At 58.5% G+C, this 13,212-nt stretch carries 15 protein-coding genes; 13 read left to right on the forward strand and 2 right to left on the reverse strand.

Going from position 1 to position 13,212, the window contains the following annotated elements:
• From MED193_RS15880 to recO, 10 genes are all read left to right on the forward strand, one after another.
• Nucleotides 1-723, forward strand: a 723-nt coding sequence (locus tag MED193_RS15880; protein WP_009810775.1) for a RelA/SpoT AH/RIS domain-containing protein, incomplete at its 5' end; no start/stop codon positions are given.
• 32 nt (nt 724-755) lie between these two features.
• A complete protein-coding gene (locus MED193_RS15885; RefSeq protein ID WP_050757596.1) occupies nt 756-1,463 on the forward strand; it encodes a DUF2062 domain-containing protein in 708 nt (235 codons plus the stop codon).
• An 86-nt stretch (nt 1,464-1,549) separates the two neighbouring features.
• Complete coding sequence (locus MED193_RS15890; protein WP_009810777.1) at nt 1,550-2,299, forward strand: pyridoxine 5'-phosphate synthase; 750 nt, start codon at nt 1,550-1,552, stop codon at nt 2,297-2,299.
• A 6-nt stretch (nt 2,300-2,305) separates the two neighbouring features.
• On the forward strand, nt 2,306-2,824 hold the full coding sequence (locus MED193_RS15895; protein WP_009810778.1) for a hypothetical protein: 519 nt from the start codon (nt 2,306-2,308) through the stop codon (nt 2,822-2,824).
• A 78-nt stretch (nt 2,825-2,902) separates the two neighbouring features.
• Nucleotides 2,903-3,358: a holo-ACP synthase gene (gene acpS / locus MED193_RS15900; protein WP_009810779.1), complete on the forward strand. Its 456-nt coding sequence runs from the start codon at nt 2,903-2,905 to the stop codon at nt 3,356-3,358.
• Nucleotides 3,359-3,419: 61 nt separating this feature from the next.
• Nucleotides 3,420-4,256 carry a signal peptidase I gene (gene lepB / locus MED193_RS15905; RefSeq protein ID WP_009810780.1) on the forward strand — a complete coding sequence of 279 codons (837 nt, stop codon included), beginning with the start codon at nt 3,420-3,422 and terminating at the stop codon, nt 4,254-4,256.
• A complete protein-coding gene (gene rnc / locus MED193_RS15910; protein ID WP_039966274.1) occupies nt 4,253-4,939 on the forward strand; it encodes a ribonuclease III in 687 nt (228 codons plus the stop codon). The genes lepB and rnc overlap by 4 nt, the downstream gene beginning before the upstream one ends.
• Nucleotides 4,936-5,841 (forward strand): GTPase Era, encoded by a 906-nt coding sequence (gene era, locus MED193_RS15915; RefSeq protein WP_009810782.1) that lies wholly within the window; start codon nt 4,936-4,938, stop codon nt 5,839-5,841. The genes rnc and era overlap by 4 nt, the downstream gene beginning before the upstream one ends.
• 121 nt (nt 5,842-5,962) lie before the next feature.
• Nucleotides 5,963-6,292, forward strand: coding sequence for a DUF1491 family protein (locus MED193_RS15920; protein WP_009810783.1), 330 nt, complete (start codon nt 5,963-5,965; stop codon nt 6,290-6,292).
• A 113-nt stretch (nt 6,293-6,405) separates the two neighbouring features.
• On the forward strand, nt 6,406-7,140 hold the full coding sequence (recO, locus tag MED193_RS15925; protein WP_009810784.1) for a DNA repair protein RecO: 735 nt from the start codon (nt 6,406-6,408) through the stop codon (nt 7,138-7,140).
• Between the two features lie 59 nt (nt 7,141-7,199).
• On the opposite strand, the gene MED193_RS15930 is transcribed toward recO, so the two are convergent.
• A complete protein-coding gene (locus MED193_RS15930; RefSeq protein ID WP_009810785.1) occupies nt 7,200-7,925 on the reverse strand; it encodes an SGNH/GDSL hydrolase family protein in 726 nt (241 codons plus the stop codon).
• A gap of 255 nt (nt 7,926-8,180) precedes the next feature.
• Nucleotides 8,181-9,866: an acyl-CoA dehydrogenase family protein gene (locus MED193_RS15935; RefSeq protein WP_009810786.1), complete on the reverse strand. Its 1,686-nt coding sequence runs from the start codon at nt 9,864-9,866 to the stop codon at nt 8,181-8,183.
• A 159-nt stretch (nt 9,867-10,025) separates the two neighbouring features.
• Between MED193_RS15935 and MED193_RS15940 the strand changes: the two genes are divergently transcribed.
• The 3 genes from MED193_RS15940 (at nt 10,026) to dgt (ending at nt 13,190) form a co-directional block, all read left to right on the forward strand.
• The gene (locus MED193_RS15940) at nt 10,026-10,793 is read left to right on the forward strand and encodes a sulfite exporter TauE/SafE family protein (RefSeq protein ID WP_009810787.1); all 768 of its coding nucleotides are present in this window, start codon (nt 10,026-10,028) and stop codon (nt 10,791-10,793) included.
• A gap of 45 nt (nt 10,794-10,838) precedes the next feature.
• Complete coding sequence (locus MED193_RS15945; RefSeq protein WP_009810788.1) at nt 10,839-11,735, forward strand: cation diffusion facilitator family transporter; 897 nt, start codon at nt 10,839-10,841, stop codon at nt 11,733-11,735.
• Between the two features lie 108 nt (nt 11,736-11,843).
• Nucleotides 11,844-13,190: a dGTP triphosphohydrolase gene (gene dgt, locus MED193_RS15950; protein ID WP_009810789.1), complete on the forward strand. Its 1,347-nt coding sequence runs from the start codon at nt 11,844-11,846 to the stop codon at nt 13,188-13,190.
• The last annotated feature ends 22 nt before the right edge of the window (nt 13,191-13,212 follow it).

Genomic DNA, 13,212 nt, shown 5'->3' on the forward strand with positions numbered 1-13,212 from the left:
TCGCCGCGCCTGCGCGAAGCGGACCGGGCTCGTTTTGTCAAACTGGGACGCGAGCTTGCGCGGTCGGCCTTTGAACATGTAGAGCGTAAGTCCACGGACAAGACTCTGGAAACGGCGGCGCGGGCCCTGCGGATCAGCTCGGTTAATGAGCTGCTGGCCCGCCTGGGCGCGGCAGAAATCACCGCGCATGATGTCGTGCAGGCGGTCTATCCCGAACTCACCTCACAAGAGGGAGATGTGATCTCCCCTCGGCGGGCGGTGATTGGTCTGGAAACAGGGCAGAGTTTTGAACGCGCCCCCTGTTGTCAGCCGCTGCCAGGTGAGCGGATCATCGGTATCACCTATCGCGGCCGCGGGGTTGTGGTGCATGCCGCCGACTGTGATCGTCTGGGCGAGTTTGAGGATCAGCCCGAACGATGGGTCGATGTGCATTGGCACAGCGGCACCCATCCGGCGGTCTACGGTGTAACCCTGGGCTTGACCATCGGCAATGACGCAGGCGTGCTGGGACGAATTTGCACATTGATTGGTGAGAAAAAGGCCAATATCTCCGACCTTGAATTCTCGGATCGGAAACCAGACTTTTACCGGCTGATGATAAATGTTGAACTCAGGGATGTGGAACAGCTGCATTCGCTGATGCTAACGTTGGAGGCCGAAAGCGATGTCGCGGAAGTTGCGCGGTTCCGGGAAAAGCCGGAGAATCGTCTGGCTGCGGGCTGAGGCTCGGTTAAAACGAGGAAGGACGCAGGGCTTTGGTATTCAGGCGCCGTGATAGACGCCCGCTTCATCGCGCGGTTGCGGATTTCATCTGGCCCCGTGGGGGCTGGAGACGGGCGTTTTTATACGTAAAGCACCGGGTGCGCCGTCTGCCTGATTCGCCGGAACGTATCGCACGGGGGGTCTGGGCCGGCGTTTTCACCACCTTCACACCGTTTTACGCGATGCATTTCATCGTTGCGGCACTGATCGCACGGCTGATGAATGGCAATATCCTGGCCGCTCTGAGCGGAACGTTTTTTGGCAACCCGCTGACCTATGTGCCCATTGGCGTTGCGGCTCTGCAAACAGGTCATTGGATGCTTGGCACCGAATATGAGGAAGTCGACAAAACCCTCGTCGGTAAGTTCCTGGATGCAGGCAAGGATCTAAAAGATAATCTTATGGCCTTGTTTCGCGATCGACCTGCAGATTGGGACGGGTTGGATCGGTTCTATGATGAAGTATTTTTCCCCTATCTGGTAGGGGGGGTCATTCCTGGCGTCATCACGGCGACCATCTGCTACTTGATTAGCCTGCCAGTAATTCGCGCCTATCAGCAGCACCGCCGCTCACGTATTAAGGCCAAGTTTGAGGCTATCAAAAAACGTGCCGAGATGGAGGCCGCCGGGATCACTCCAGTCGTGGAACCGGCAAAGCCCAAGCCCAAGCTGTCGCTGTCGCGGGTGCGCAAGGCGAAATAGGTTGCTTACTCTGATCGCGGGGGGTTGCCCTTGGCGGTGCGGGGTCTAATCTCAGCGCAACAGATAGTGATTTCAGGACAAATGACATGGCTCACAACGCGTTGCGCTTGGGTGTGAATATCGACCACGTGGCCACGGTGCGAAATGCTCGCGGCGGTGATAATCCGGATCCGGTTCGGGCCGCCGTACTCGCACAAAACGCCGGTGCAGATGGGATTACCGCTCACCTGCGCGAAGATCGCCGCCACATTGTTGATGCCGATATTGACGGCTTGATGGCAGCACTGCGTATTCCGCTGAATTTCGAGATGGCTGCGACCGAGGAAATGCAGGCGATTGCCCTGCGTCATAAGCCCCATGCGGTCTGCCTGGTGCCGGAAAAGCGTGAAGAACGTACCACCGAGGGTGGCCTCGACGTGGCGGGCAATGACAATGCGCTGGCCGACTATATCGCTCCATTGCGCGCGGCGGGCAGTCGGGTGTCGATGTTCATTGGCGCCGAGAAATCACAGGTTGAGGCCAGCCATCGCATTGGCGCTCCGGTGATTGAGCTACACGCAGGGGCCTATGCGGACGCCTGGGCCGAAGGGCGCTGGGAAGAACGCGACGCGGAGCTGGCAAAGATCACCGAAATGGCAACCTTTGCCCATGGGTTGGGATTGGAGGTCCATGTTGGCCATGGTCTGACCTATGAAAGCGTCGGTCCGATTGCAGCGCTGCCAGAGGTCAAGGAGTTGAATATTGGTCATTTCCTGATGGGAGAGGCGATGTTTGTTGGACTGCCAGCCGCCCTGGCCGAGATGCGCCGCCAAATGGATCTGGCGCGGCAAGGGTAACCGAACATGGCGAAATTCGTCCCGTTTCTTGGCATCTGCACTGCCACCTCTTTCTTGGGGCTGTCCGTTGCAGGCGCACAAACGATTGAAAGCTGTGACTGGGTGGCTTCTGCTGCCAATCTGGTGGAGCCCTGGGCCGAAACCACGCGAACCTATGGGGATGGCGCGGTGCGCATTGCGCTGCTGGATACTGGCGGCGAGCCCGCCTGCTGTTCTAGCCATCTGCTCATCTTGTCGCCGGACCCTGAGTATGGTCAAGCCTGCAACATCCTGTCGGATCAGCCGGGAACAGGGTTTCGCCAAGTCTTTCTGGAGCAGAGCGACAGTGGCTATGATCCTAGCCAGGGCTTGTTGCTTACCATTCCCGTTGGTCGGTTAGACCCAGACACCGGTGGTGTGGATGCGGCAAGCATTGAATCTGTGGAGATACGGATCAATCAGGCTTCTGGTGAATTGAGGATTGAGACAGGTGGCGCCAGCCCGGCGACCAGCCCCGGCGTAAAGAATTCGGATGCAAAGAAATAGCAGTCTTTGCAAAGCTCTTTTGCTGGGGTGCCTCCCTGCTTGGCGGCATGGCTTCCTCACGTTTGTGAAAGGCTCCTCATGATCCTCGGCATCGGAACTGATCTGGCCAATATCGAACGCATTCAGGGAACACTGGATCGCTTTGGTGACCGGTTCCGTAACCGGGTTTTTACAGAGGTGGAGCAGCGCAAGGCAGAGCGGCGACGGGATGTGGCCGGGACCTATGCCAAGCGCTGGGCCGCCAAGGAGGCCTGCTCCAAGGCCCTGGGCACCGGGCTACGCATGGGGATTGCTTGGAAAGACATGGCCGTGAGCAATCTGCGCACCGGGCAACCGGTGATGCATGTCACAGGCTGGGCTGCCGAGCGCCTGGCTAGCATGACACCACCGGGTCATGAAGCGATTATTCACGTGACCCTGACCGATGATCACCCCTGGGCGCAGGCCTTTGTGGTCATTGAGGCCCGGCCAATTTTGGCTCAGTCTGAGGCGCATTCTCAGGATCAGGCGATTGAAACCACTGGTGAAGCTTGACTCAGGCCTCTCACGCCCTCATGTAGCGCCGGACCCTTTAATTTATACCCCGGAGAGCCTGATGACGGCAAAACCCACGGCCGGCCAATCGATCCTCGAAACGGTAAAGACCATTGTTTATGCCCTTTTGATCGCAGGGGTCTTCCGGACCCTGTTTTTCCAACCCTTCTGGATCCCTTCGGGCTCGATGAAGGAGACGCTGCTCATTGGCGATTTCCTCTTCGTCAACAAGATGGCCTATGGCTATTCCTATGCCTCTTGCCCCAGCGTACGCATTGGGGCCATTGGCTTGAATATTGATGCTGAAGACATCTGTGGCTTCCTGGACAGTGAAAACGCGCGCTTTCTCGGCTCTGAGCCTGAGCGCGGCGATGTTGTTGTGTTCCGTCATCCCGTGACAGGCACCGATTTCATCAAGCGCCTGATCGGTCTGCCAGGTGACAAGATCCAAGTTAAGAATGGGGTTTTGATCATCAACGGCGAAGCCGTAGGTTTGGAAGATGCCGGCAACTTCGAAGAAGCTATGGCGCCACAAGGTCCACAGGGCTCCCGTCCACGCTGTGAAAATGCACCTGTTGGCCTAGGGGGCGCCTGTCTCAAGTCCCGCCAAATCGAGACGCTTCCGGGGGGCACCCAACACGTGATCCTCAATATTGGCGACCAGTCGGCAGATCACACCGGTGTTTATCAGGTGCCAGAGGGGCATTTCTTCTTTATGGGGGATAACCGTGATAACTCCAGCGATAGCCGCCTGCCGCAGACCGCAGGTGGTGTAGGATTTGTGCCGCTGGAAAACCTGATTGGCCGCGCAGACCGGATCATGTTCTCTTCCGCCGGACGGTCGATGCTGTTCTTCTGGACCTGGCGTTCGGATCGTTACTTCAAGGGGATCGAGTGAAACTATCCAAAGAAATGCGCATCTTTGAACAACGAATCGGGCACCAGTTTGTCCGGCCAGAACTCTTGGTGCGCGCCTTGACCCATCCCTCGGTCTCCTCGCCAAATCGCAAGGACAATCAGCGCCTGGAATTTCTGGGCGACAGGGTGCTTGGTTTGGTGATGGCAACAGCCCTGTTGGATCACGACAAAGACGCTAGCGAAGGCCAGCTGGCGCCGCGCTTCAATGCGCTGGTGCGTAAGGAGGCCTGCGCAGATGTGGCGCGCGAGATCGAGCTGGGGGAGGTGTTGAAACTGGGTCGCTCCGAAATGATGTCTGGGGGGCGTCGTAAACTGGCCCTGTTGGGCGACGGCATGGAGGCGGTGATCGCCGCTGTCTACAAGGACGCCGGTTTTGAGGTGGCTCAGGCGATGATCCTGCGGCTTTGGGGCGCGCGGATTCATCAGGTCGAAGCCGATGCCCGTGACCCAAAAACCGCCTTGCAGGAATACGTACAGGCCCGGCGCCAAAACCCACCTGCCTATGTGCAAGTGGCACGTACAGGCCCGGATCACCAACCTATCTTTACCATTGCCGTTCGGCTGGAAGACGGCACCGAAGAGCGCGCGACTGCGGGTTCAAAACGTCTCGCCGAACAGGCCGCAGCCAAGGCGCTCTTGGCACGTTTGGAGCAAACATCATGACTACACGCGCCGGTTTTGTCGCCCTGATCGGAGAACCCAACGCGGGTAAATCGACCCTGCTGAATCGCATGGTTGGGGCCAAGGTCTCTATCGTTACCCATAAGGTCCAGACCACGCGCGCCCGGGTGCGTGGTGTGGCGATGGAAGGCGAAAGCCAGATCGTTTTTGTCGACACGCCAGGCCTGTTTCAGCCGCGGCGCCGCCTGGACCGCGCCATGGTGGCAGCTGCCTGGGGTGGCGCGGCGGATGCCGAAATTGTCCTCCTGCTGGTTGAGGCGCACCGCGGCATCACGGAAGGCGTGGAACGCATTCTTGAGGGGCTCGCGGATGTGGCCCAGGGCCGAACCGTTGGCCTGGTGATCAATAAGATCGACCGCGTACAATCCGAGGTCCTGCTTGGCCTCACCAAGGACCTCAATGAGCGCTTTGACTTTGCCGAGACCTTTCTGATTTCTGCGGAACGCGGCCATGGGGTTGATGATCTGCGCAGCTGGCTGGCCCAGGAACTCCCCGAAGGTCCCTGGCTCTACCCGGAAGACCAGATCGCTGATCTGCCGATGCGGATGATCGCGGCAGAAATCACCCGTGAAAAACTGACGTTGCGGCTGCATCAGGAATTGCCCTACCAGATGACGGTCGAGACCGAAAACTGGGAAGAGCGCAAAGATGGCTCCGCCAAGATCGACCAGGTGATCTATGTGGTCCGCGATGGCCACAAGGGCATCGTGTTGGGCAAACGCGGCGAAACAATCAAATCCGTTTCGCAGTCCTCCCGCGAAGAACTGACTGAATTCCTGGGCCGCAAGGTGCATCTCTTCCTGCAGGTCAAAGTGCGCCCCAACTGGCTGGAAGAGGCCGAACGGTATTCCGAAATGGGCCTTGATTTCAAAGACGGAAATTGATCGTGATCTGGGTGGCCCCGCCGCCGCCCAGTTTTCATTTGGCCGTAAATATCCCCGCCGGAGGTATCCAGACCCTGCCGTATACTCCGCGCCTAGCAGCTCAGCCCCAGATAGAGACCCCATGACCCGTTTGACCGCCCGCTTCTGGGTAGATGCCTATCTTGCCCGCCTGCGCTTTCAGGATATCCCGGCTTTTGTCACCTCCCATGGTGATGACACCGCAGGGGCGGTTCTGGTTAAACTGAATACGCTGGATGGCCAGGCCCAGAGCTTTCACCGCTCCTATGACCTGATGAGTGGAATGCGCAAATGGATCGAACATGCCAGTGGCGCTGAGGCGGATGTGGATGCTGCCATTCGCCGCCAGCAGGAGTTCGACCCGGATCTTTGGGTCATCGAAGTCGAAGACCGTCAGGGCCACCATCTGCTGGATGAACCAGGGTTGGAATGACCTGAGCCATACCAGGCAACTCGCTCTGATGAGTACCTTTAAGGGGACTTGCCGCGCTTGCCTTATTGGGGTCTGATGCTTGCGACTGGAGTGTGCAATCATGGGGATAAGCAATGGAATGGCGTGATCATGGCATTCTGTTGACCCGGCGGCGCCACGGTGAAGGGGCTGCGATCATTGATGTTTTCACGGAACACCACGGCCGCCACGCCGGTATTGTACATGGCGGTGCCAGTCGCAAAAAGGCGCCAGTTCTACAGCCCGGCGCGCAACTGGATCTGTTGTGGCGGGCCAGATTGCAGGAACACCTGGGCAGCTATCAGGCCGAACCCCTGCGCAGTCGCGCAGCTGCGGCGCTCTCTGGGCGTTTGGCGCTGGCGGGGCTGAATGCGGTGACTGGCCTGTTGGGGTTCTGCCTGCCAGAACGGGCAGCCTACCCGGATCTTTATAAGCAGTCTGAGCAGTTACTGGATTTACTGGAGCAGGAGGAAATCTGGCCTTTGGCATATCTGCGCTGGGAAATGGCCCTGCTCGCAGCAATGGGCTTTGGCCTCGACCTGAGCGCCTGCGCGGTTTCCGGGAGCAACGAGGATCTGGCCTATATTTCGCCAAAGACGGGGCGCGCGGTGTCCCGACAAGAAGCGGGGCAATGGGTCAACCGCCTGTTGCCGCTGCCCCCGGTTTTACGCGGGTTGGGGGAGGCACCAGATCACGAGGTGGCCGAGGGGTTGCGGACAACCGGGTTCTTTCTGTCGGAACGTCTGGCGCCCAATCTGGGTAACCAGCCCCTGCCAGAGGCACGTGGACGATTCATAGATGCTTTCATGCGTCGTTTGCCGGACAGCTGAGCCCAAACACTCGGTGATTGGGTACATGGCCAAGGCTTTGCTATGGGCGCAGAGAGAACCTAATCCGCTTGGACCGCATCGGCCTCGATCTTGATCAGATCTGCAATATGGGTGCCGATCGCGTGGCTGCCTTTGATCGAGGGGTGGATCATGTCCAGCCCGTGAAAACTGCGGTCGCCATGGGGAACAAGATCTGCAAGGGACAGAAAGAAGACGCCGTCATCCAGTTGCGCCATCCGGGCGGCGCGCCGGTCCAGCTCTTCGCCTTCATCCTTGCAGTATTCAATCGGAGACCCCCGTCCTGGGCTACGTAGATAGCCCGTATAGATCACCTTGGCGCCTCGGCTGCGCAGCTGGTTCACCAGATCTGGAATGGCGCCGCTGCTGCCATCCTCCGAGGTAAGCCGGTCCATTTTCCGCCGACAGGCCGTGCAACCACAGCCAAGCCACAGATCATTGCCGCCCCCGTTCAGCACCACCCAATCCCAACGCATCCTCTTGGGCAGCTGTTTGGGAATGCTCAGCCCTGCCGCCCCGCTGATCGGCAAACGATAGATCATCCGCGCACCGATCACGGATCTGTCTGTCACCTCAACCTCGAGATGTTTCTCCATAACGTCTGATATGGCCCGAGAAGAGGCCCTGTTCCAGGCCAGGAGAGAATCACCCATGACCAGAATCTGCCCCTCAGCATGGGTATTGGCGACCCGCTCGCCACAGCCGGACAGGGCAAGCAATGTGCCGAAGATACAGAAAAGTCGTGACAGGAGGTGTGGCATGAACATGGGGCTAACTTGGGTTGGACGTGAAACAGATAAAGCAATCAGAGCGAGTGCATTAACCAATAATTAGCAGCACCGTAGGGGGTAAGGCAAAGCCGAGGCAATTGTGAGGCAAGGAGGTCGATTGCAGGACCAATAGGCGAGGCCTGAAATCAAAAATGCCCGACCAATGGTCGGGCATTCGTCGGCCTGGTGGAAGTAGTGGTCAGCCCAAGACAACAGGGCAAACCATCAGAACATGTCCGGCCAACTGGAGGGTTAGGCCAGCAGGCGGCGGGCAATAACCTGCGCTTGAATTTCCGCAGCCCCTTCAAAGATATTCAGGATCCGCGCATCGCACAGCACGCGAGAGATCTTATATTCCAGAGCAAAGCCATTGCCGCCATGGATCTGCAAACCGTTGTCGGCCGCCGCCCAGGCGACACGCGCGCCCAGCAACTTGGCCATGCCAGCCTCCAGGTCACAGCGATGGCCGTGGTCCTTCTCCCAGGCAGAGAAATAGGTGAGCTGACGCGCCACCATGATCTCAACCGCCATCATCGCCAGCTTGCCGGAAACGCGGGGGAAGTTGATCAGGCTTTTGCCAAACTGTTTGCGATCCTGGGCGTATTGCATGGAGATATCCAAGGCTGATTGCGCCACGCCAACAGCGCGCGCGGCGGTCTGGATGCGGGCGCTCTCAAAGGTCTCCATCAGCTGTTTAAAGCCTTTGCCCTCTGCTCCGCCCAGCAGGTTTGCCTGTTTTACTGCAAAACCGTCAAAGCCCAGCTCGTATTCCTTCATGCCGCGATACCCCAAAACCTCGATCTCGCCGCCGGTCATGCCGGGGGTTGGGAAAGGTGCCTCATCGGTACCGGGGGTCTTTTCTGCCAGGAACATCGACAGGCCACGGTGATCAGTGGTTTCGGGATCGGTGCGTGCCAGCAGGGTCATTACATGGGTGCGGGCGGCATGGGTGATCCAGGTCTTGTTGCCTGTGATCTCATAATCGCCGGTTTCGGTCTTCACCGCACGGGTGCGCAGCGCGCCAAGGTCGGAGCCGGTGTTTGGTTCGGTGAACACAGCCGTGGGCAGGATCTCGGCGCTGGCGATCTTTGGCAGCCACTGCTCTTTTTGGTCATCCGTGCCACCACAGAGAATCAGCTCAGCGGCGATTTCCGACCGGGTGGCGAGAGAGCCGACACCGATGTAGCCACGCGACAGTTCTTCGGAGACCACGACCATCGAGGCCTTAGAGAGGCCAAAACCGCCAAACTCTTCTGGGATGGTGAGGCCAAAGACACCCATTTCAGCCAGCTCTTCGATGACCTCCATTGGGATCAGCTCATCTTTCAAGTGCCAGTCATGGGCATGGGGCTCTACCTTTTCCATGGCATAGCGGCGGAATTGATCGCGAATCATTTCCAGTTCTTCTTCCAGGCCAGAGGTGCCAAACATGGTGGCGCCGGCCTGTTCCTGCATCAGCTCCGCCAGACGGGTGCGGGCCGCTTGCGTATTACCGCCTTCGGTGAGATGCACTACGGCGTCTGTCCGCAGTGCTGTCAGCACCTCCTGCCCAAGGCCTAGGTCCTGCAGGCGCAGGATTTCACCCTGGTTCATCTGGATGCCGCCCTGAACCTGCGCCAGATATTCGCCAAAGGCGATCTGGTGGATCAGTTGCTCCATCTCATGAAAGGCGCCATCGCTTTGCAGCTTTTCGGCCCATTGCTGCATCTGGCGTAGCGCGTAGACATAGGTCGCAAGCCAGGAAAGCCCATGGGCGGCGGTCTGGTTCTCTTCGATCAGCTGGCCAGAAACGCGGTCCTCTTTGCTCACAGTTGCGCGCACGGCGATTCGTGCGGCTTCCAAAGTGGCCTCAAGCGGGGCCATCGTCGCGGCGGTGAGCCTCAGCAGTTCTGGGAGCACAATCGGTTTCATTTGCAGGTCCTGTCCGTCATGAGCCATTGAATCACGTCCTTCTGTGGTCGCTTGGTGGTAAATCACTTTGCAGGTGCAGCGCAACAAAAATACGCCGCACTGCGGCAATATGATAAAAAGTTGCGTGACGGAAGTTTGCGTCCGGTCGTGGTTCTCACTGCACGAATGGGGTGATAGGTCAGGGCTATGGACCAGTTCTTTTCGCTTCTCTCCGCCACTGATTTGGCTATGGCCTTTGGCATTGCGCTGCTTGCCGGGACGGTCAAGGGCATGGTGGGTTTTGCTATGCCGATGATTCTGGTCTCTGGGTTGAGCCTCTTTCTCGCACCCGAACTGGCTTTGGCCGGGCTGATCTTGCCGACGCTGGTCACCAATTGGATGCAGGCTTTCCGGCAGGGCGGCGGGGCGGCCTTTGCCTCGCTTAAGCGGTTTCGTTTGTTCCTGTTGGTGGGGCTGGTCTGTTTGCTGCTGAGCGCGCAGATGGTGCGAGTTCTGCCGCAACAGGTAATGTTTTTGGCGATTGGCGTGCCGGTAACCCTATTTGTATTGTTGCAGCTCATTGGCGTGCCGCTGACCCTCGCCAAGCCGACACCGCGTGTGGAGGTGATGGTTGGAGCCATTGCCGGATTGATAGGCGGCGTGTCTGGCGTTTGGGGGCCACCAACAGTGGCCTACCTGACCGCGCTTGGGACTGAAAAGAACGAACAGATCCGGGTGCAGGGTGTTATCTATGGTATGGGGGCTTTTGCCTTGCTATTTGCCCATATGGGCTCGGGTGTCATGCGCAGCGAGACCCTGCCGTTCTCAGTAATGCTGATAGCGCCCGCAGTATTGGGCATGTGGATTGGTGGGAAACTGCATGATCGCATTGATCAAAGAGTTTTTAAGCAAGCCACGCTAATTGTCCTTTTGCTGGCCGCTCTAAATCTGCTTAGACGCGGGTTGATGTTGTAGCCCGGCCGGACAAGGGTGGCGTAACCAAGGAATGCTGAAAACGTGATGCAGGGGATGAACGCAGAACGACTGGCTCTGGGCACGATCCTGGTGGCTGTGCTGGTCCTGGGCCTGAAGTTGGTGGCCTGGTGGCTGACGGGGTCCGTTGCGCTCTTGTCGGATGCGCTGGAGTCTTTGGTCAATGTCGGTGGTGCGGTGATGGCCTGGATGGCGGTGCACTACGCGAAAAGGCCTGCAGATGCCGGCCATCCTTTTGGTCACTACAAGGCAGAGTATTTTTCGGCGGTTCTTGAAGGGATCATGATCATCATCGCCGCGTTGCTGATCCTTCAGCAGTCGGTACAGGCGCTTGGCAACCTGAGTGAGACGGTTGAATGGGGCCGCGCCGGGCTTTTGGTCAATGCGGTGGCTTTGGTGTTGAACCTGCTTTGGGCGCGGCTGTTGATCGCGCGAGGCGGAGCGCTGAAGTCGCCGGCTTTGACCGCGGGTGGGCGGCATTTGATGAGCGATGTCTGGACCTCGGTTGGGGTACTGTTGGGCTTATTGTTGGCCTTGGCGACGGGTTGGACCGTGTTAGATCCGCTCTTGGCGCTGTTTGTGGCGGTGAACATCCTGCGTGAGGGCTACGGCGTTGTGGCCTCTTCTGTAAATGGATTGATGGATTCCGCCGCCCCTGAAGAAGAACGTGATCAGATTGAAGAGCTGCTGCACCATGCGGCTGCGGGTGCGCTTCAGGTGCACGGGCTGAAGACCCGCCGCGCTGGAGTTGCTCTGTTTGTCGAATGCCACATGGTGGTCGACGGCTCCATGACCGTGCAGGCCTCCCATACGATCTGTGACCACATCGAAGAGGCGATCCGCAGCACCTTTCCAGAGGCGCAGGTTACTATTCATGTGGAGCCAGAACACAAGCTGGAGCCATCGGGTATTGCGCCGGGCTGACTTCTCAAGGCCGCTCTCCCCCAGGCGCCGTGAGGGAAGCATTTGCATTCTTGTGCAGGCTCCCGTTTAACCGCCTCCATGAGAATGGCAGTCACGGGAGCTCGGGCGATGGAATGGGACAGGTTGTTGAACGCGGGGCGGCTGTGTCGCCCGGACTACCCAGAGGAACCAGGTCGCCCCGCCTACTTGCAGGACTATGATCGCATCTTGTTCTCTGAGCCCTTTCGGCGTCTGGCACAAAAAACCCAGGTGCATCCGCTTTATGAGCATGACCATGTGCATCACCGGATGATCCACTCCCTGGAGACCGCCAGCGCTGGCCGTTCCCTGGGGGTGTTGGCAGGGCAGGCGATGCTTGATCAGGGCTATATCTCCGAAGATCAGCGTGACGTGATCGCAGGCACGGTTCAAGCGGCCTGTTTGGTACATGACATCGGCAATCCGCCCTTTGGCCATTCCGGCGAAGACAGCATTGGCCAGTGGTTCACTAAACAATTTCAGGAAGGCTACGGGGTGGCGGGCGCGATCCCTGAAGCGCAACAGGCAGAGTTCAAGGAGTTTGAGGGTAACGCCCAGGGCTTCCGCATTGCCGGGCAATTGGAAATGGCGCGACGGGATGGGGGTATGCGACTGTCCTATGCCACCCTTGCTGCCTTTATGAAATACCCCTGCACGGCAGAGGCCCGGCAAATGACACCCGCGGGCTATGTGGGGCTCAAGAAATTTGGCGTCTTCCAGTCAGAGGCTAAACTATTCGCCGAGGTGGCTGAGGCCACGGGGCTGCGCAGTGAAGGAACGGGAGCGGGCAAATACTGGCGACGCCACCCGCTGGCCTTCTTGGTCGAGGCGGCAGACGACATTTGCTACCGGATTCTGGATCTGGAAGACGCTGCCACGGTGGGGGATCTCAGCACGGCCCAGGTGATCGACTGCCTGGAACTGATCGCAGGTAAACCCAATCGGGCGGATGACCCGCTGATGAGCACCCGCGAGGTGGTGGCGATGCGGCGCGCCAGCGCCATCCACCAGGCCATCAAAGCTGCGGTTGAGGCCTTTATGGACAACTACGAAACCATCATGGCGGGGGCGTTCAACGATGGGCTGATGGAGGTTTCCTCCAAAGCAGAGGCTTTTGCCCAGATGAAAGAGATCTCAAACGCGCGGATCTTTACGGCCCGCCGCAAGACGGAGCTGGAAATCTCCGGACGTCAGGTGATCTTTGCAGTGCTGGATCATTTCCACGGGCTGTATGATGATTTGCGCAGCTGTGGCTGGGATGTGGAAGCGTTTCTGGCGCAGCATGGATATTGGGCTAAACTGGTGCGGGCGGTGGATCTGGACCTGCGCGGCATCGGGGATGAATACACGGCCATGCATAGTCTGGCGGATTTTGTATCGGGCATGACCGACCGCTATGCCGTTAAAGTGCGCGATATGGTCAGCGGAAAAATCTAGGGCAAAACTGCCAAGGTCACAA

Origin of the sequence: Roseobacter sp. MED193 (assembly GCF_000152965.1) — a bacterium.
Lineage (GTDB): Bacteria > Pseudomonadota > Alphaproteobacteria > Rhodobacterales > Rhodobacteraceae > Pseudophaeobacter.